The following is a 17,979-nucleotide window of genomic DNA, read 5'->3' on the forward strand; positions in this document are numbered from 1 at the left end:
CGGTCAGACGCAGCGGATGGTGATCGTGGTCCAGGCGCCGACGTGCACCCGGTCGCCGTCCTGGAGCTGGACGGGGACGTAGGGCTGGATCGGCTCCTCGCCGCCGTTGACCGTGGTGCCGTTGGTGGAGTTCTGGTCCACCACCGCCCACGAGCCGTCCGGCTGCTGCACCAGCACGGCGTGCTGGTGCGAGACGCCCGGGTCCTCCGGCGGCACCGACAGGTCGATGTCGGGGGACTCCCCGGTGGAGTGCCGGCGGCGGCCGATGGACACCTGGTTGCCCTGGAGCGGCAGGTGCTTGTCCGGCGAGTACGCGGGCAGGTTCAGACCCGTGGCCTCCGGGCCGCTGCGCTGCATCATCGCCATGAAGTACTCGCGGTCGGGACCGATGACCGCGGTCCAGACGAGCGGCTGCTGCGGCGGCTGGGGCGGCTGGGGCTGCTGGGGCTGGAACTTCTGCGGAGGAGGCCCCTGGTGCTGCGGAGGCTGCGGGGCCTGGTACTGCTGCGGGGGCGGCGGGGGCGCCTGATGCGGCGGTCCCTGCGGTGCCTGGTGCTGCTGCGGGGCCTGCGGGGGCTGGTGCTGCGACGGTCCCTGCGGCGGCTGGTGCTGCGGCGGGGCCTGCGGCGGCTGGTGCTGCGGCGGGGCCTGCGGGGGCTGGTGCTGCGACGGCGGCGACAGGACCCAGTCGTCGTCCGCGCGCGGCTGCGGCGGCGCGGGCGGGGCCGGGGCCTGGAGGTACGCGGGCGGGGCCGGCGGCTGCTGCTGCACCGGCGGGCGCTGCGGCGGGGCCTGGTGGTGCGTGGGCTCGGCGCCCAGCGGCTCGGCCGGCCGGTTCACCTGCGAGGGCCGCGAGCCCTGGTAGCCGAACGGGTCCGGCTGCTGCGGGGGCTGCTGCTGCGGCGGCGCGGGCGGCGGGGACTGGAAGCCCGGCGGCAGGTTGAGGCCGGGCGGCGGCCCGGGCTGCTGCGGCGGGGGGCCCGGCGGAGCGCTTCGCGGGGCACCCTGCGGGGCGTTGTGGGGGGCCAGCGGCGTGTACGAGGTCGCCGTGTTCGTGAGGAAGTTCCAGCGGCACTCCTCGCAGAACGGCGCCATGTGCTCGCGCGGCGTACGGCACTGCGGGCACAGCTCCGCCTGGGCCGTCGCGTTCGGGTCGCCGCCGGGGCCGAAGCCGCCGGGAGCGGCGGGGGCACCGTGTCCGCCCGGGCCGAAGCCGCCCTGAGCACCGGGAGCACCCTGAGGAGCACCCGGGCCGCCCGGGCCACCGGGGGCGCCCGGTGGCGGGCCCATCGGGGCCTGGCCGGGGCCGGCGGGGCCGGGGTATCCGTACGCGGGGGGCGGCGGCGGGGGAGGCGGCGGTACGGCACCCGTCGGCGCACCCGCCCCGGCCATGCGATGGCCGCAGACCTCGCACCAGTCGTCGGAGACCGACTGGTGTCCGTTCGGGCAGGTCGGCATGTCGGTGCTTCCCCCTCTCGTCGTCCGGCCCGGTGGCCGGGCTACCTCTTGACGCGAACGGTCTTGGTGGAGCGGGTCTCGAGTGTCATCTCGTCCGCTTCCGCGACCTTCGCCTTCAAACGCACAGTACCTGTCGCCGCGTCGACGACGTCGACCACCTTCGAAAGCAGTTTCGCCGTATCCGCGTTGCCGGAGGCCGCCGCGAGCTGCACGGCACGGCCCAGTTTGGCCGTCGCACCGTCGTGATCGCCCGATTTGCGGGCATCGAGACCCTGCTGGATGGCGTCCGCGAGCTCGGCCTGGCCCGTGTAGTGCGCGACCTGCGGGTTGATCGACGTCGACATCGCGAGGTCGTCCGTCCACACCGCCCGTACCAGTCCTTGAGACAGCGGGCGCGGATCGCCGCCCGCCGGGTCCGGGGCGAGCAGGGAGACCCGGGCGGCGAGCATCTCCTGGCCGACCGCCGCGAGGGGGACCCGCACGCTCACGTGGTAGTCGCGGGACTCGTCGCCCCACGAGCCCGTCGGGTAGTCGCCGGCGCGCGGTCCGGCCTCGGTGCGCCGCCCGGTCAGGTCCTCGACGGCGGGCGCCACCTGCTTCACGAACATGATCTCGACCCCGACCGGGGTCCACAGGCGCAGGGCGACGTCCGCGACGCCCTTGCCCATCGCGTGCCCCATCATCGCCGTGAAGTCGGCGGCGAGCCCGGCCGGGTCGGCGACGATGTCGGCGGTGCCGAGGAGCGCCGAGGCGATCCCGGTGACCTCCTTGACCTCCCAGTCCGTTCCGACCCCGCGCGCGTCGCAGGTGAACCGGCCCGCGCAGGCGTCGAGCGCGGCCCGCAGCTCCTCCGGCGACTCGTGCTCGTTGCGGCCGTCGGTGAGCAGGATGCCGTGCCGGATGGTGAGCTCGGCGGAGGAGAGCAGCCGGTCCGCGAGGCGCAGCCAGGTGCCGATCGCCGTGCCGCCGCCGGCGGAGAGCCCGCGCAGCGCCTGCTTGGCCTCGGCGCGGGTCCGGGCGTCGGCGACGGCGAGGCCGCCGTTCCCCGGGTAGACCTCCTTGGCCACGTGCGTCCCGGCGACGAGCGCGAAGTGCGTGCCGTCGCGCAGGGTGTCGACGGCGGCGGCGGTCGCCTCGCGGGCGCCGCGCATCTTGGTGGCGGGGTAGTCCATGGAGCCGGAGCAGTCGACCATGATCACGACGCCGGCCGCGGCCGGGCCGCCGCTCGCGAAGCCTCCGGTGGTGCCGCCGCCGGTCGAGGTGACGGTGACGATCGCGCTGACGTCCCGGCCGCCCTCGGGCAGGAACTCGTTCTGGTAGACGTCCACCGAGAACTGGGGCGCGGTCGGCTTGGAGAAGTTCGCCATCTGTTTCGGCTCCTCGGGCAACAACGGTGAAGGGGACGGGGATCGGCGACCGCTCTCAGGCGGATCCTGCCCCTTGGGGTGCGACGGTGAACGGGACGAGCGCGACCGTGATGTTGTCGTGGCCTCCGCCGTCCAGGGCGTGGCCGACGAGGACCTGGGCGCCGTGCAGCAGCCGGTCCGCCGCGTCCGCGGGGACGATCCGGGCCATCTCCTCGGCGGCCTCCGCGTAGTTCCACAGGCCGTCCGTGCAGACCACCACCACGCCGGAACGATCCGGCTTGAACGCGGCCGTGTGCGGGTCGAGTTCGTACGAGTCGGCGCCGAGCCAGCCGGTGATCGCGTGGGCGCGCTCGTCCGCGTACGCCTCGGCCTCGTTCATCAGGCCCGCCGCGACCATCTGCGCGGCCCACGAGTCGTCCTCGGTGAGCCGGGCGGGCGGGGCGCTGCGGTCGTCCGGCACCCAGTAGGCGCGGCTGTCGCCGACCCAGCCCACGACGAGCAGGCCCGCGGCGACGACGGAGCCGACGATGGTGCAGGCCGGGGCGTTGCGGTGGCGGTGCGGATCGTGTTCCGAGCCGCCCTGACCGGGCTCCTCCGCAAGGGAGTTGACGGCCTCGGCTGCGGCCACGATCGCCTCGTGCATCGCCTGCTGCGGGTGCGTGCCCCGGGGGAGCGCGGCGAGCAGCGAGGCGCCGGCCGCCTCCGCGGCGGCGGCGGAGGCCTCGTCGGGGCGGGTCGCCGAGGAGACGCCGTCGCAGACGATCGCGAGGGTGGCGGGGGAGCCGTCGGGAAGGGTGGTCGCCGAGACGGCGAACGCGTCCTCGTTGCGGTGGTGGCGCAGCCCGCGGTCGCTGACGGCGGCGACGCCGGCGAGCTCCCGCTCCATGTGGTCGCGCTCGCGCGGCTGGGCGTGCCCGCAGTTCTCGCAGTACCCGTCGGTGTCCACCCGCCCGGCCCGGCAGGCCACGCAGAGGCCGGCGGCGGGCGCGGCGGCGGGCGCCGGATTCACCTGTACGGCCGTACGGGGGTCGGGCGCGGCCAGCTCGAAGTCACCGTCGGACGTGGGGGATCCGACGGTACGGGACGCGGACGCCGAGGCCCCGCCGGGTGCCGGCGCACCGCCGTGCGCGGCGGCGGGCGCGGGGGCACCGGGGACCGCCGCACCGGGCACGGGGGCACCGGGTGTGGCGGTACCGGGCGCGGCGGCACCGGCCGCGGGGGGTCCCGCCGGCGGTCCGTCCGTGCGGACCTCCATCGTCGGGAGGTCACGGCCGCCGGAGTCGGTGCCCGGGAGGTCGCCCGGGTGCTGGGTCGCGGTCGAGAGTGAACCGGGGTCGCGCGGCGGGGCGTCCGGCCAGGTCACGGGGGTGCCGATCGCCACGGTCGGGCGGTCCGGCTCGGCCTCGGCGGCCGGCGCGGCCGACAGGTCGTAGCCGCACGCCCCGCAGAACCGGTCACCCGAGTCCAGCGGCTCCGCGCAGCCCAGGCAGGCGGCGAGTCCGTGCGACGGCTTCGGCTTCTGGGACATCTTCACACCCACGTCCGGGGGCGGAAGCGGTTGGCCCGCTCCACCAGTTCGATCCTCTCCTCGCCCCGCTGGGCGAGCCGGGCCAGCACCCGGTACGAGCGTTCGAGGCCGAAGCGCAGTCCGCGCTCGTCCAGTTCACTGCCGAGCAGCAGCGCGCCGCCGCCCGGTGCCGCACCGGGACTCCCGGAGAGTACCCAGTCGAGGGCCGTCCCGAGGACCTCCGTCGACAGGCGCTCGCGGCGCACCGCGTCCAGACCGAAGCCCTGGAGCGCGGAGACCTGCGCCGCGGCCGCCGTCAGATCGGCGCCGAGCGGCTCGTGCGCCGGGCGTCGCCGCAGCCGCGCCCGCACGGCCGCGACCCGCGCCGCCGTGTAGTGGATCGACGCCTCCGGTACGGACTCCAGGGCCTGTACGGCTCCGGTGCGGTCGCCCGCCGCGAGCCGCACCCGGGCGAGCCCGAAGGCCGCGCTGACGAAGCTCGGGTCCGTGACCCACACCAGGCGGTAGTACTCGGCGGCGTTGTCCAGCTGGCCGAGGACCTCGGCGCAGATCGCCAGGGCCAGCTTCGGCGCGGGCTCGCCGGGGAAGGCGTCGTACACCGCGTCGAAGGCCAGCGCCGCGTGCTCGTGGTCCCCGGTCACCAGGGAGGCGACGCCCCGGTACCAGACGACCTGCCAGTCGTCCGGGTCCCGCTCCTCCAGGCCGGCGAGGGTCCGCGCGGCGGCGGGCAGGTCGCCCAGCTCCAGCTGGGCCCGCAGGGTGCGGAGCCGCAGCTCGGCGGAGGGCGCGGGCGCGCCCTGGAGCGCCCCGAGGAGCTCGGCCGGCGCGGCGGCCGCGAGACCGGCGAGGAATCCGGCGTTGGGATCGCTCGTGTCGACGCGCGGCACGGGCAGCGCGAGCGCGGTGGCGGGCGCGTCGAGCGCCGCGAGCAGCCCGGCGAGCCCGGGGCCCGCGCCGGAGCCGGGAAGCCCGGGCCCGCCGAGTCCGGGCCCGCCGATTCCGGGCCCGCCGACGGGCGGCGTCTGGCCCGGAACCGGTACCGGCGCCTGACCCGGCACCGCACCGGGCGGCAGCGCGCGCTGCTTGCGGCCCCGGCGGGCCCCGAGCAGCGACACGTCCTCCGTGAGCTCGGCGAACAGCGCCGTGTCCGTGACCCGCACCTCCGTGCCGAACAGCGTCGAGAGCGCCGGCCGCGGCCGTCCCGACTGGAGCGCCACGACCTCGCGCAGCACGCCCGTCAGCTGCTCCGCCATCTCCTGCGCGGAGGCGAACCGGCGGGCCGGGTCCGGGTCGGTGGCGCGGACCAGGAAGCGGTAGTACGACTCGTACGTCCGGAAGACCTCGATGTGCTCCGGGTCGGGCAGCGAGTCCACGAAGACGTTCGTGTAGCCCTGGAAGTCGAAGGTCATCACGGCGAGCGTGCGCGCCACCGTGTAGAGGTCGCTGGCCACCGAGGGGCCGACCTCGGCCACCTCCGGCGCCTGGTAGCCGACCGTGCCGTAGATCGCGGACTCGTCGTCGTCCATCCGCCGGACCGCGCCCATGTCGATGAGCTTCAGCTGGTCCTCGGTCTGGATGGCGTTGTCGACCTTGAAGTCGCAGTACAGCAGGTTGCGGCTGTGCAGGTGCCCGAGCGCCTCCAGCGCCTCGATGCCGTACGCGCAGGCCTGCTCCACCGGCAGCGGGTCCCGCCGGCCGTCGGGGGTGCGGCGGTCGTTGGCGATCTCCTTGAGCGACTTGCCGCCGACGTACTCCATGACGATGTAGCCGTCCATGGAGCCGGTGCGCGGGTCGAGGTGCTCGACGAAGTTGTAGATGCGGACGATGTTGGAGTGCTCGATCTCGGCGAGGAAGCGGCGCTCGGAGATCGCGGCGGCCATGGCGTCCTGGTCGCCGGTGTCGAGGAGGCCCTTGAGGACCACCCACCGGTCGGAGACGGCCCGGTCGACGGCGAGGTAGATCCAGCCGAGCCCGCCGTGCGCGAGGCAGCCCGCGACCTCGTACTGGCCGTGGACGATGTCCCCGGCGCGCAGCTTCGGCACGAAGGAGTACGGGTGCCCGCACTTGGTGCAGAAGCCCTCGGTGCGGCCCGGCCGGTCGCCGCGCGCGCGGCCCACCGGAGCCCCGCAGTCCGAACGGGAGCAGAAACGCTTCCGCTCCGGAACCTCGGCGTTCTCCATCACCGCGGCCCGCGGGTCAGGACGCGGCACCTCGGGGATCGTCACCAGGCCCGCGCCCAGCCGGTTCCGGGCGGACTGCCCGGTCGACGAGCCCGAGCTGCGCACCGACACCGAGCGGCCCGTCGAGGCGCCGGAGTCCCCGGAGAGCGAGCGGGAGAGCCGGCCGGAGACCGAGCGGCGCGAGGTCGAGGAGCGGGACGAGGCGCGCGAACTGCTCCGCGAGGAGCTCGAATCCGGCCCGCCGACCCCGCTCGTCCCCTTCCCGGGCACGGCCATGCCGGTCGGCGTCGACCCGATCAGACCCCCGGGCGCGACGACCGGCGCGAGCCCGCAGGTGCCGCAGTACAGCTCGCCGCCCCCCATGTCCTCGTACGAACCCTCGCACGAGGGACGCTGACAGCTCCCCACGCCCGTCTCCCCGCTCACCACTGTCGTCCTCCGGCGTCCCTCGTGTCCCGCGGACCGGACAGCACGTCCGCCACCGCCTGCTGATAGCGCAGCACCGCCTGCTCCGCGACCCGGAGGTCGCAGGGCGCGCTCCACAGCATCCGGCGCGCCGCGTCGTACCGCTCGATGAGCAGCGGGTCCTCCGCCGCGCCGAGCCGCGCCACCTTCGCCTTGTACGCGTCGAGCCGGCCGCGCAGCTCGGCCCGTACCGCCAGCGGCGCGGTGACCGCCGTCAACGACTCGCGGGCCCGCAGCAGTTCGTCCTCCGCCTCCCGCTCCAGGGACTCCAGGAGCGGGGAGAGCCGGTGCCACTGGGCGTGTCTGCGGTACTCGGCGGCCGCCGCGAGCCGCTCCTGCAGCACGATCGGCGGCCCGCTGACCGCCGGCACCTCGGAGGCGGCGATCTTCGCGAGGACCTCGCCGCGCGCCGACCGCGCCTCGGCGAGCGTCCGGTCCGCCCGCGAGAGGACGTCCCGCAGCCGAAGCAGCCGGTCCTCGGAGTCCTGCCGGACCGCGAGGACCGCCTCGATCTCCCGCCGCACGTCCTCCAGGGCCAGGGCCGCCCGGTCGTACCGCTCGGTGTCGGGACGGCCACCGCCCGGCGCCGAACTCCCCGCCGCCGGCCGCCAGAACGTCAGCGGGTCGGTCACCACCTGGGAGCGCAGCGCGGTCAGCTCGGCCGTGATCGCCTCCAGCTCGTCCCCCGCCGGGTGCTCCCCGGGCCGCACGCCGACCGAGTGCGCCAGCGAACGCGTCCGGCCCAGCTCGGCCGCGAGCAGGTCTATCCGGGCGGGCAGCGCCGACCAGACCGCGTCGGCGGTGACCACCAGGTCGAGCGAGGAGGCGTACAGCTCGTTCATCCGCCGGACCAGCCCCTCCAGGCTGAACCGCTCGGTGAGCAGGGCGCCCTCGGCGGCCCCGCCCGGGACGACGACGGTGTCGCCGCGCAGCCGGTCGGTCAGCTCCACGAGCTCCTCCCGGCCGGGCCAGCGGCGCCGCGCCCGCAGCTCACGGACCTCCCGCAGGGCGCCGGTGTACACGTCGAAGCAGGTCCAGAGCAGGGTGATGGTCCGCTCGGCGGCCGTCCACCGCTCCCGGGTCGTGCCGGTCAGCTCGGCCCCTTCGAGCAGCCTGCGGCCCGCGTGGTCCTGGAGCGCGAGGAGCGAGTCCTCGATCGCCTTGTGCTCGGCGCCGAGACGCGCCAGCGCACGGTCCACCTCGTCCCGGTCCATCACCGGCCCGGGGGGTCCCGTGACGCCCATCGGTCACCTCTTCCGCTTCGTGTACAGGGTTACTCCTTCGGGGGGGCGCACCGGGCTACTTGTACAGGGGGGCGGGCGGCCCCGATATCCCCGGCAGGTCCTTCGCCAGCCACTCCTGGTACGCCTGCTGCCAGGGGCCCTGCCGGTAGCCCACCAGGACCTGGTTGACCCGGCGCACCAGGTCGTCGTTGCCCAGCCTGGCCGCCACCCCGTAGTACTCCTTGGTGAACGGGCGGCCCTTGAGCTCGACGGCCGGGTCCTGCGCGGCCTGGCCGGCCGCCAGGGCGTTGTCCGTGACGACGGCGTCGACCTCGCCCATCTGGAGCCGGGCCAGGCAGTCCAGCTGGTTGGGGACGGTCAGCAGGTCCTTGTCGTCCTTGGTGCCGTCGGCCTCGTCCTTGAAGACCGCGCCGAAGGAGTTCTCCTCCAGGGCGTCGTAGGCCGTGGAGCCCTCGGCGGTGCAGACCCGCTTGCCGCGCAGCGAGGAGTCGTAGCCGGTGATGCCCTTGTCGAGCTTGGGCGCCAGGACCTGCTGTCCGGCCTGGAAGTAGGCGGTGGAGAAGGCGACCTGCCCGATCCGCTTGCAGTTGATCGTCATGGTGCGCACGACGAGGTCGACCTTGCCGCTGTTCAGCGCGGCGATCCGCTGGTTGGTCGGGATCGTCCGGAAGATGATCGCCTGCGGGTCGCCGAGGATGTCCTTGGCGACGGCCTTGGCGAGGTCGATGTCGAAGCCCTCCAGGACGCCCTTCTCCGGGTTCCGGTAGCCCCAGCGGTAGCTGGACTGGTCGACGCCGACGATCAGCTTCCCGCGGTCCTTGATCGCCCGGATCGACGGTCCGTCCGCCGTGGAGGGCGTGAGGGAGGCCTCGGGGTGCTCGCAGGTGTCGGCCTTGATCTGGACGCCGGTGCCCACGCCGGGGCCCGTCGTCAGGGGTGCGGCCGCCGCGCCGCTCCCGTCCTGCGCCGCCGGCAGCAGGGTGAGGAGGGAGCCGGTGAGCCCGCAGGCCACGGCCATGGCGGCCACTCCGCCCCAGCCGCGCAGCCGCTTCGCCGTCCGCCGCACCAGCGGGTCCGTGCCGTTCGGCATCCCGCCCCCTCTCACCGGTACTCCGACAGTCTGCGGTTGATGCCGAGCACGGCGCCCGCCGCACCCAGGATCCCGAGGGCCGCCGCGCCGAGGGGAAGCGCCGTCAGCGCGTCCCTGGCGTCCCCGGCGGAGCGGGTGAACTCGGTCTGCTCGTGCGCGAGGGCCCGCTCCAGGGCCGCGTCGACCTGGTCGAAGGACTGGCCCGTGGACCCCTTGGCGCCGACGACCCGGTCGAGGGCGCCCTCGTAGTCGCCGGCCTCGTCCTTGGCGCGGGCCTCCTTGTGGCGCTCGCGCCACTCGGCCGCGCGGCCGGCGGAATCGGCGACCGGGTCGCGCCCGGCGTCGTCGTCGGCGAGCTCCCGCGCCTGGGCGAGCGCCGTCGTCAGGGCGCTCATGCTCGCCGTGTAGTCCGCCTCGTACTTGTCGTGCTTGCCGTCCTCGGTGAGGACGGCGCCCCGGGCGACCAGGGTGAGGTTCTCGTTGGCGCGGGCCGTGAGCGAGCTGATCCGGGCCGTGTTGAGGACCTGGAGGGACTCCTGTCCGTGCGCCCGCGCGCTGTTCAGCTCGGTCCGGGTGAGGGTGTGCGCGGCGAGCAGCCAGAGCAGGACGGCCACGGTGGCGGCGGTGGCGGCGAGCAGCCCGTGGTTGAAGACCCGGTTGGTCCGGGCGTAGTTGCGGCGCTGGGCCCAGAGGAGGACGCCGAGGGCGAGCAGGCCGAGCGCGAGCGACAGGTAGGGCCAGGCGCGGGCCGAGTCGTCGTCCTGGTGCAGCCGCTCCGTCTCCGCCGCGTACAGCCGCTCGGCGGCCGGCAGCAGCGCGGTGGACATCTGCTGGTTGGCGTACCGCAGATAGGCGCCGCCGAGCGGCAGGCCCTGCCGGTTGGCGGCCCGGGCGCGCTCGATCAGGCCCGTGTAGCGCGGGAGCTGTTCGTTGAGGGTGGCGATCTCGCGGGCCGAGGCCGGCGAACCGTTCGTGTTCGCCGCGGCCTTGACGAGCAGTCGGGAGGCGGTGGTGATGTCCCGGGTGTACCGCGCGCGGGACTCCGCCGGCTCCAGGGTGCCCGCCAGGAACCCGCTCGCGGCGGTGGTGTCGGCGTCCGCGAGGGAGCGGTAGATGGCGGCGGCGTCGGCGCTCAGCGGCTGGCTGCGGCTGACGACGTCGTCGGCGGCGGAGGACCGGTCGGTGACCTCCAGGGCGGTGACGGCCCCGAACGCGACGACGAGCAGCGCCAGTACGGCCCCGAGGATCTGGAGCCGGCCGGGCTCGGTGGTCGCGGCCTCGCGCAGCCGCTCCTTGCCCACGGCCCAGGCGCCGCGCCCCGCGGGCGGACCGGCGGCGGGCACGGGCGACGGCTGCGCGGGTACGGTGCCCGGGCGCGCGGGCGCCTGAGCCGTACCCCGCGCCGCCGAGGCGGCGGGCGCGTTCGGCGGGTGTGTCACTTGACCTCCCCCTCGGTCGCTGACGTCGGCCCGTCCGGCCGGGTCCCGGTGGTACCGGTTCCGGTGGCGGACCACCCGGCCAGCAGTATGGCCTCAGGGGGCCCTCCGCACACCGGGATTGACTGGATCTTGTGCCTATCGTGCCCCATGCCTCCCACGCGTCCGCAGGTGAACCCCCTCACCTTGAATACGCCGCTCGGCCGGAATCGGTTCCGTATCGGCCATCGCTCGAACAGGTGAACATGCGTGCGGGGCGCCCCGTCGTCACGACGGGACGCCCCGCGTCCACCCCCCTCAGGCCTCGTACCGCTCCCGCAGCCGGGCCGCGGCCTGCGGACCCGCGGCCACCGCGTCCAGGGCGAGCAGCCCCGCCCCGAGGACCGGCGGCGCGGTCACGAAGCCGATCACGGCCTTCGGCGCCCGCGCGGCCAGGAGTTCACGGATCCGCGCCTCAAGGCGCGGGTGGCGGGCGGCGAGCACGCTGCCGCCCAGCATCACCGGGGCCTCCTCGCGGTGGAGGCCGAGGCGCCGGAGCGCGACCGCCGCCATGGCGACGACCTCGTCGGCGAGCCGGTCCACGAGCGACTCCGCCATCGGGTCCCCCTGGGACGCGACGCGGAAGAGCACCGGCGTCAGTTCGAGCCGCCGCCCCATCGGGATCCGGCCCAGGTGCAGCGCCTCGATCAGCGCGGACATCGAGTCCAGGCCGAAGTGCGCGGGCAGCGCGTCGGCGAGGGCGGTGGGCAGGCCCCGCCCGTCCTCGGCGCGCGCCGCGAACCACAGCGCCTCGTCGGCGAGCCCGCCGCCCCCGCCCCAGTCCCCGGAGATCTTCCCGATCGCAGGGAAGCGCGCGGTCCGCCCGTCCGGGGTCATCCCGACGCAGTTGATCCCCGCCCCGCACACCACGGCCACGCCCCGCGGCTCGTCGACCCCGGCCCGCAGGATCGCGAAGGTGTCGTTGTGGACCCGTACGGACGGGCTCCAGCCCCGGCCGAGCAGCTCGGCCCAGAGGGCCTCCTCCTCCACCGGCAGGTCGGCATTGGCGAGACAGGCCGTGACATGCGCGAACTCGACCGGGACACCGGCCTCGGCGCACGCCCGCCCCACGATCTCCGCGAGCCCGTCGACCGCCGTCTCCACCCCCACCACCGGCGGCTGGAACCCGCCGCCGCGCGCCGACCCGAGGACGGTCCCGTCCGGGGAGAGCACCGCGACGTCGGTCTTGCTGTTCCCCGCGTCGATCGCGAGGAGCCCCCCACTCAGCTTCACGCCCACGCGAGGTGCTCCCGGTTGTGCGCGATCAGCCGGTCGGTGAGCCCGTCGGCGTAGGCGTACTGCCCGACCAGCGGGTGCGCGAGCAGGGCCTTGAACACCCGGTCGCGGCCGCCGCGCAGCGCCGCCTCCAGGGCCAGGTCCTCGTAGGCCGTGACGTTCGCGATCAGTCCGGCGTACAGCGGGTCCACCGGCGCGACCGGCAGCGGCGTGGCGCCGTGGGCGCCGACCGCCGCCTGCGTCTCGATGACGGCGTCGTCCGGCAGGAACGGCAGCGTGCCGTTGTTGTACGTGTTCACCACCTGGTACGGCGACCCCCCGCCGCCCAGGAGGGAGGCCGCCAGGTCCACGGCCGCCTCCGAGTAGAAGGCGCCGCCCCGCTTGGCGAGAAGCTCCGGCTTCTCGTCGAGCGCCGGGTCCCCGTACATCTCCAGGAGCTCCCGCTCCATCGCCGCGACCTCGGCGGCCCGCGAGGGCTTCGTGCCGAGCTCCCGCACCACCTCGTCGTGCGCGTAGAAGTACCGCAGGTAGTACGAGGGGACGACGCCGAGCCGGTCCAGGACCGGGCGCGGCAGCCGGAGGTCGCCGGCGATCGCGTCGCCGTGCTCGGCGAGCAGCCGGGGCAGCACGTCCTCGCCCTCGGGGCCCCCGATCCGTACGGCCCGCTCCCAGGTCAGGTGGTTGAGGCCGACGTGGTCGAGGTGCACCTCGGACGGGGTCACGTCGAGGAGCTTCGCGAACTTCCGCTGGAAGCCGATGGCGACGTTGCAGAGGCCGACGGCCTTGTGCCCGGCCTGCAGCAGCGCGCGCGTGACGATGCCGACGGGGTTGGTGAAGTCGATGATCCAGGCGTCCGGGTTGGTGCGCCGGACCCGCTCGGCGATGTCCAGGACGACCGGGACCGTGCGCAGCGCCTTGGCGAGGCCGCCGGCGCCGGTGGTCTCCTGGCCGACGCAGCCGCACTCCAGCGGCCAGGTCTCGTCCTGCTCGCGGGCGGCCTGCCCGCCGACCCGCAGCTGGAGCAGGACGGCGTCGGCGCCCTCGACCCCGGCGTCGAGGTCGGTGGTGGTGACGACCTTCCCGTCGTGGTCCTGCTTGGCGAAGATCCGCCGGGCCAGACCGCCGACGAGCTCCAGGCGCTCGGCGGCCGGGTCGACGAGGACGAGTTCGGTGATGGGCAGGGTGTCGCGCAGCCGCGCGAATCCGTCGATCAGTTCGGGGGTGTAGGTGGACCCGCCCCCCACGACAGCGAGTTTCATCTCTCTCAGCCCTTCACTCCGGTCAGTGTGACTCCCTCGACGAACGCCTTCTGCGCGAAGAAGAACACGAGGATCACGGGGGCCATGACCAGCACGGTCGCGGCCATGGTCAGATTCCAGTCGGTGTGGTGCGCGCCCTTGAAGGACTCCAGGCCGTAACTGAGCGTCCAGGCGGCCGGGTTCTCCGAGGCGTAGATCTGCGGCCCGAAGTAGTCGTTCCAGCAGTAGAAGAACTGGAAGAGGGCCACGGCGGCGATGCCGGGCTTCGCCATCGGGAGCACGACCCGGATCAGGGTGCGGAATTCGCCGCAGCCGTCGATCCGCGCGGCCTCGACGTACTCGTTCGGGATGGTCAGCAGGAACTGGCGCAGCAGGAAGACGGCGAAGGCGTCGCCGAACGCCATCGGGATGATCAGCGGCCACAGCGAGCCGGAGAGGTCCATCTGCTTGGCCCAGAACAGGTACATGGGGATGATCACGACCTGCGGCGGCAGCATCATCATCGAGATGACGAGCAGCAGCGACAGATGCCGGCCGCGGAAGCGGAACTTCGCGAGCGCGTACGCCACGGGGATCGAGGACACCACGACGAGGACGGTGCCGAGCCCCGCGTACAGCAGGGAGTTCTTCCACCAGGTGAGGAAGCCGTCCGTCTGCAGGACCTTGAGGTAGTTGTCCCAGTGCCAGGAGTTCGGCGTCAGGTCCCGGGTGAGCGCCTGCTCGTCGCTCATCAGGGAGGTGAGGAAGACGAAGACGAACGGGAGGACGAAGAACAGGGCGGCGGCGACGCCGAGCGAGTGCACGGCGATCCAGTGCAGCAGCGCCTTGCGGCGGGCCCGCTTCGCGGCGGGGCTCGCCACGGTCCGGGCGGGAGAGGGAGCGGGGGCGGTTGCGGTCGTCATGTGTCAGTCACCCGAGCCGATCAGGCCGCCGCGCCTGCGCATGAGCAGGGCGGTGAAGGCCATGGAGAGTGCGAAGAGCACCAGCGCCACGACACAGGCGGCGCCGTAGTTGAACTGGCTGAAGCCGAGGCTGTAGACGAGCTGCGGCAGGGTGAGCGTGGAGTCGTCCGGGTAGCCGGGGACGAAGGTGACGCCGGAGCCGCCCATCACGCCCGAGGCGACCTTGGAGGCCACGATCGGCTGCGTGTAGTACTGCATCGCGCCGATGATCCCGGTGACGACCGCGAAGAGCACGATCGGCGAGATGTTCGGCAGGGTGATGTAGCGGAAGCGCTGCCACGGGGAGGCGCCGTCGAGTTCGGCGGCCTCGTACTGCTCCTTCGGCACGTCGAGCAGGGCGGCCATGAAGATGACCATGAGGTCGCCGACGCCCCACACGGCGAGGACCGTCAGGGCCGGCTTGGACCAGTCCGCGTCGTTGAACCAGGAGGGGCCGGGGACGCCGACCGCCTCCAGGAGCGAGTTGACCGGCCCGGTGCCCGGGTTGAGCAGGAAGACGAAGGCGAGCGTGGCCGCCACCGGCGGGGCCAGGTACGGCAGGTAGAAGAGGGTGCGGAAGAGGCCGGCCCCCGTCTTGATCCTGGTGATGAGCATCCCGATGCCGAGGCCGAAGAGCACCCGGCAGGAGACCATCACGACGGCCAGCCAGAGGGTGTTCTGCAGGGCCGGCCAGAACTGCGGGAACTCCGAGAAGACGTACGACCAGTTGTCCAGGCCCCGCCAGGTCGGCGGGTTGAGGCCGTCGTACCGCATGAAGGAGAAGTACAGGGTGGAGACGAGCGGGTAGGCGAAGAAGACGCCGAAGCCGATCAGCCAGGGCGACATGAACGCCAGGGTGCGCAGCGCGTTGCGCCTGCGCTTGTGCCGCAGGGTGTTGCGTCCTCCGGGAGAGGAGGCGGCCGGGGCGGCCGCCTCCTTCGCGGGCAGGGTGTCCGTGCTCATGGGCGGGTTCCGGCCGTCACTTCGCCGCGGCGATGTCGCGGTCGATCTGGGCCGCGGTGTCCGCGAGGCCCTTCTTCAGGTCGGTGACCTGGCCCTTCTCGTACTGCTGGGCGAACTTCTGGAGGGTGTCCTGGTAGGCGGAGCCGTTGACCGCGCCGTCCGAGGTGGTGGAGGCGGGGTGGCGGGCGATGTCCAGGAAGGTCTTGAAGCGGTCGTCGAACTTCAGGTTCGGGGACTTCAGGGCCTCGAAGGTGGACGGGACGTTCCCGATGGCGTTCGCGAAGTTCACCACGGCCTCGGTGTCCGTGGTCATGTACTTGACCAGCTCCCAGGCCGCGTTCTGCTTCTTGCTCTGCGGGGCGATGCCCATGATCGTGCCGGAGAGGTAGCCCTTGCCGTACTCGCCGATCTCGTCGTCGGCGACGGGCAGCGGCGCGACGCCGACCTCGAAGCCGACCTTGGCGTCCTTGATGAAGTTCAGCCGCCACTCGCCGTCCAGCTGCATGGCGACCTGACCGGTCTGGAAGGGGTGCTTGGCGCCCCACTCGTCACCGAAGGTGGTGCGGTACTTGTCGAGCTTCTCGAAGCCGCCGAGGGCGTCCACCAGGGACTTCTGGTACGTCATCATCTCGGCGAACGCCGGGTCCTTCGCGACCGTCGACTTCCCGTCCGCGCCGAAGTACCCGCCGTGCTTCCACTGCGACATGTAGTGCGAGACGACGGTCTCGTAGCCGAGGTAGTTCGGCATGAAGCCGACCCGCTCGTACGAGTCGCCCTTGGCCTTCGTCAGCTTCTTGGCGGCCTCGGTGAACTGGGACCAGGTCTTCGGCGGGGCCTCGGGGTCGAGGCCGGCCTTCCTGAACGCGTCCTTGTTGTAGTAGAGCCCGTACGCGTCGGAGAGCAGCGGCAGGGAGCAGCGCTTTCCCTCGAACCGGGTGTACTCCTGGAGGACCTTCGGGAAGGTCTTGTCCAGGTCCAGCTTGTCCTTCTCGATGAAGGGCTTGAGGTCCGCGAGCGCGCCCGAGGCGCAGAACTTGCCGACGTTGGCCGTCGTGAACGAGGAGACGACGTCCGGGCCGTTCGACCCGCCCGCGCGCAGCGCCTGGCCCAGCTTGTCGTCGTTGATGTTGCCGACGACCTTCACCTTGATGTTCGGGTGGGCCTTCTCGAAGCGGGCGACGTTGTCCTCGATCGCCTTGACCTCGGCGGGCGCCGACCAGCCGTGCCAGAAGGTGATGGTGGTCTCGGCCTTGGGGTCGTCGGTGGCCGTGTTGTTCGCGGAGCCGGTACAGGCGGAGGCGAAGAGGGCTATCGAGGCGGTGGCGGCGAGCGCGGCGGCGGTTCTGCGCGGACGTACGGGCATGGCGGGGTCTCCCTGGGGCGGGTTCGGGGGCTGGCGAGGGGTGGGGACGGTCAGCGCGAGGTGTCGAAGACCTCGTCGCGCGTGGTGGCGAGGGCGCTTTCGAGGGCCCCGCGCAGGACGGGGCTGCGGCGCACGGCGGAGAGGACGAGCCGTGGCCTGGAGGGGGCGAGGTCGGCGAGTTCGGACTGCACGCGCGCGCGGAGGGGTTCGCCGCCGGTGACGAGGGCGTCTCCGGAGAGCACGATCAGTTCGGGGTCGAGGACGGTCACGAGGGAGGCGAGTCCGACGGCGAGGCGCTCGGCGTACCGGTCGAGCAGCTCCGCGTACCGGGGGTCGTCGGCGTGCGCCTCGGCGGCGTGCGCGAGAAGGCCGCTCACCACCGGGACGTACGGGTGGTCGGGGGTGTCGATCCCGGCCTCGCGGGCGATCCGGGGCACGGCCTGGATGCCCGCGAGCTCCTGGAAGCCGCCGGAGTTGGCCTTGGTGACCTGCCGTACGAGCGGGGTGCCGGGCACCGGCAGGAAACCGAGCTCGCCGGCGCCGCCGGTGAAGCCGCGGTGCAGCCGCCCGCCGAGGACGAGGGCGGCGCCGAGGCCCCCCTCGTTCCACAGGAGGGCGAAGTCGGAGTGGCCCCGCGCGGCGCCCAGGCGCTGTTCGGCGACGGCGACGAGGTTGACGTCGTTCTCGTACTCGAACGGCATGGGCAGGGCGGCGGCCAGCTCCTCCAGGAGGGTGGGGGAGTGCCAGCCGGGCAGGTGGGAGGCGTACCGCAGGCGTCCGGTGGCCGGGTCGAAGGCGCCGGGCGTGCCGATGACCAGGCGCCGCACCTCCTCGTGGGTGATGCCGGCCGCCTTGACGGCCCCGTCGAGGGCGTCGGTGACCTGGCGGACGACGCCGGAGGCGGAGCGGCCGGGGGTGCGGAGCTCGAACTCGCCGATGATCTCGCCCGTGATGTCGGCGACGGCGGCGTGGATGCGGTGCTGGTCGACGTCGAGTCCGGCGGCGTACGCGGCCCGGGCGTTGACCGCGTACAGCTGGGCGTTCGGTCCGGGCAGGCCCGCGGTGGTGCCGGTGGCGACGACGAGCCCGGCCGCTTCGAGGCGGGCGAGCAGCTGGGAGGCGGTCGGCTTGGACAGGCCGGTGAGGTTGCCGATCCGGGTCCGCGAGAGGGGGCCGTGCTCCAGGAGCAGGTCCAGGGCGGCGCGGTCGTTCATGGCCCGCAGGACACGCGGGGTGCCGGGGGTTCCCGGAGTCGTACCGGCCATGGAACTCGCACCTGCCCTCGTACGGTGGCTGCAGTACCGCCCACGGCACTGTTAGGAAAGTTTCCTATTTGGTTGGGAGGAAGGTAAGGCGGCCGTCACCGGGGCGTCAATACCCGGGAACGCGACACACCCCCGAAGGCAACCA

The 17,979-nt window shown here is 73.7% G+C and carries 13 protein-coding genes; all 13 read right to left on the reverse strand.

Annotation, left to right across the window (positions count from 1 at the left end):
- Positions 1 to 3 precede the first annotated feature (3 nt).
- The gene (locus ACF07V_RS13465) at positions 4 to 1,458 is read right to left on the reverse strand and encodes an FHA domain-containing protein (RefSeq protein ID WP_392153865.1); all 1,455 of its coding nucleotides are present in this window, start codon (positions 1,456 to 1,458) and stop codon (positions 4 to 6) included.
- Between the two features lie 41 nt (positions 1,459 to 1,499).
- Positions 1,500 to 2,825 (reverse strand): VWA domain-containing protein, encoded by a 1,326-nt coding sequence (locus ACF07V_RS13470; protein ID WP_392153867.1) that lies wholly within the window; start codon positions 2,823 to 2,825, stop codon positions 1,500 to 1,502.
- Positions 2,826 to 2,880: 55 nt separating this feature from the next.
- Entirely contained in the window at positions 2,881 to 4,353 is a 1,473-nt protein-coding gene (locus tag ACF07V_RS13475; protein ID WP_392153868.1) for a PP2C family protein-serine/threonine phosphatase, read from the reverse strand.
- Positions 4,354 to 4,355: 2 nt separating this feature from the next.
- Positions 4,356 to 6,896 carry a tetratricopeptide repeat protein gene (locus ACF07V_RS13480; protein WP_392154197.1) on the reverse strand — a complete coding sequence of 847 codons (2,541 nt, stop codon included), beginning with the start codon at positions 6,894 to 6,896 and terminating at the stop codon, positions 4,356 to 4,358.
- 59 nt (positions 6,897 to 6,955) lie between these two features.
- On the reverse strand, positions 6,956 to 8,242 hold the full coding sequence (locus tag ACF07V_RS13485; protein WP_392153870.1) for a hypothetical protein: 1,287 nt from the start codon (positions 8,240 to 8,242) through the stop codon (positions 6,956 to 6,958).
- A 55-nt stretch (positions 8,243 to 8,297) separates the two neighbouring features.
- The gene (locus ACF07V_RS13490) at positions 8,298 to 9,332 is read right to left on the reverse strand and encodes a glutamate ABC transporter substrate-binding protein (protein WP_392153872.1); all 1,035 of its coding nucleotides are present in this window, start codon (positions 9,330 to 9,332) and stop codon (positions 8,298 to 8,300) included.
- Between the two features lie 11 nt (positions 9,333 to 9,343).
- The gene (locus ACF07V_RS13495; RefSeq protein WP_392153874.1) at positions 9,344 to 10,771 is read right to left on the reverse strand and encodes a hypothetical protein; all 1,428 of its coding nucleotides are present in this window, start codon (positions 10,769 to 10,771) and stop codon (positions 9,344 to 9,346) included.
- 294 nt (positions 10,772 to 11,065) lie between these two features.
- Entirely contained in the window at positions 11,066 to 12,046 is a 981-nt protein-coding gene (locus ACF07V_RS13500; RefSeq protein WP_392153876.1) for an N-acetylglucosamine kinase, read from the reverse strand.
- Positions 12,037 to 13,302 carry a 6-phospho-beta-glucosidase gene (locus ACF07V_RS13505; RefSeq protein WP_392153877.1) on the reverse strand — a complete coding sequence of 422 codons (1,266 nt, stop codon included), beginning with the start codon at positions 13,300 to 13,302 and terminating at the stop codon, positions 12,037 to 12,039. Before ACF07V_RS13505 ends, ACF07V_RS13500 begins: the two co-directional genes overlap by 10 nt.
- Positions 13,303 to 13,307: 5 nt before the next feature.
- On the reverse strand, positions 13,308 to 14,204 hold the full coding sequence (locus tag ACF07V_RS13510) for a carbohydrate ABC transporter permease (protein WP_392153879.1): 897 nt from the start codon (positions 14,202 to 14,204) through the stop codon (positions 13,308 to 13,310).
- A 3-nt stretch (positions 14,205 to 14,207) separates the two neighbouring features.
- Positions 14,208 to 15,206, reverse strand: a complete 999-nt coding sequence (locus tag ACF07V_RS13515) for a carbohydrate ABC transporter permease (protein ID WP_392153881.1) — start codon at positions 15,204 to 15,206, stop codon at positions 14,208 to 14,210.
- Between the two features lie 16 nt (positions 15,207 to 15,222).
- Positions 15,223 to 16,569, reverse strand: coding sequence for an ABC transporter substrate-binding protein (locus ACF07V_RS13520; RefSeq protein WP_392153883.1), 1,347 nt, complete (start codon positions 16,567 to 16,569; stop codon positions 15,223 to 15,225).
- A 50-nt stretch (positions 16,570 to 16,619) separates the two neighbouring features.
- The gene (locus ACF07V_RS13525) at positions 16,620 to 17,834 is read right to left on the reverse strand and encodes an ROK family protein (RefSeq protein WP_392153885.1); all 1,215 of its coding nucleotides are present in this window, start codon (positions 17,832 to 17,834) and stop codon (positions 16,620 to 16,622) included.
- Positions 17,835 to 17,979: the final 145 nt, after the last annotated feature.

Origin of the sequence: Streptomyces sp. NPDC015661, from assembly GCF_043077765.1 — a bacterium.
Taxonomy (GTDB): Bacteria; Actinomycetota; Actinomycetes; order Streptomycetales; family Streptomycetaceae; genus Streptomyces.

Excerpts from the sequence above, each read along its gene's own strand:
- ACF07V_RS13485 (WP_392153870.1), bottom strand. The coding sequence starts at position 8,242 with ATGGGCGTCACGGGACCCCCCGGGCCGGTGATGGACCGGGACGAGGTG.
- ACF07V_RS13470 (WP_392153867.1), bottom strand. The coding sequence starts at position 2,825 with ATGGCGAACTTCTCCAAGCCGACCGCGCCCCAGTTCTCGGTGGACGTC.
- ACF07V_RS13525 (WP_392153885.1), bottom strand. The coding sequence starts at position 17,834 with ATGGCCGGTACGACTCCGGGAACCCCCGGCACCCCGCGTGTCCTGCGG.
- ACF07V_RS13475 (WP_392153868.1), bottom strand. The coding sequence starts at position 4,353 with ATGTCCCAGAAGCCGAAGCCGTCGCACGGACTCGCCGCCTGCCTGGGC.
- ACF07V_RS13465 (WP_392153865.1), bottom strand. The coding sequence starts at position 1,458 with ATGCCGACCTGCCCGAACGGACACCAGTCGGTCTCCGACGACTGGTGC.
- ACF07V_RS13490 (WP_392153872.1), bottom strand. The coding sequence starts at position 9,332 with ATGCCGAACGGCACGGACCCGCTGGTGCGGCGGACGGCGAAGCGGCTG.
- ACF07V_RS13510 (WP_392153879.1), bottom strand. The coding sequence starts at position 14,204 with ATGACGACCGCAACCGCCCCCGCTCCCTCTCCCGCCCGGACCGTGGCG.
- ACF07V_RS13515 (WP_392153881.1), bottom strand. The coding sequence starts at position 15,206 with ATGAGCACGGACACCCTGCCCGCGAAGGAGGCGGCCGCCCCGGCCGCC.
- ACF07V_RS13480 (WP_392154197.1), bottom strand. The coding sequence starts at position 6,896 with ATGGGGGGCGGCGAGCTGTACTGCGGCACCTGCGGGCTCGCGCCGGTC.
- ACF07V_RS13505 (WP_392153877.1), bottom strand. The coding sequence starts at position 13,302 with ATGAAACTCGCTGTCGTGGGGGGCGGGTCCACCTACACCCCCGAACTG.
- ACF07V_RS13520 (WP_392153883.1), bottom strand. The coding sequence starts at position 16,569 with ATGCCCGTACGTCCGCGCAGAACCGCCGCCGCGCTCGCCGCCACCGCC.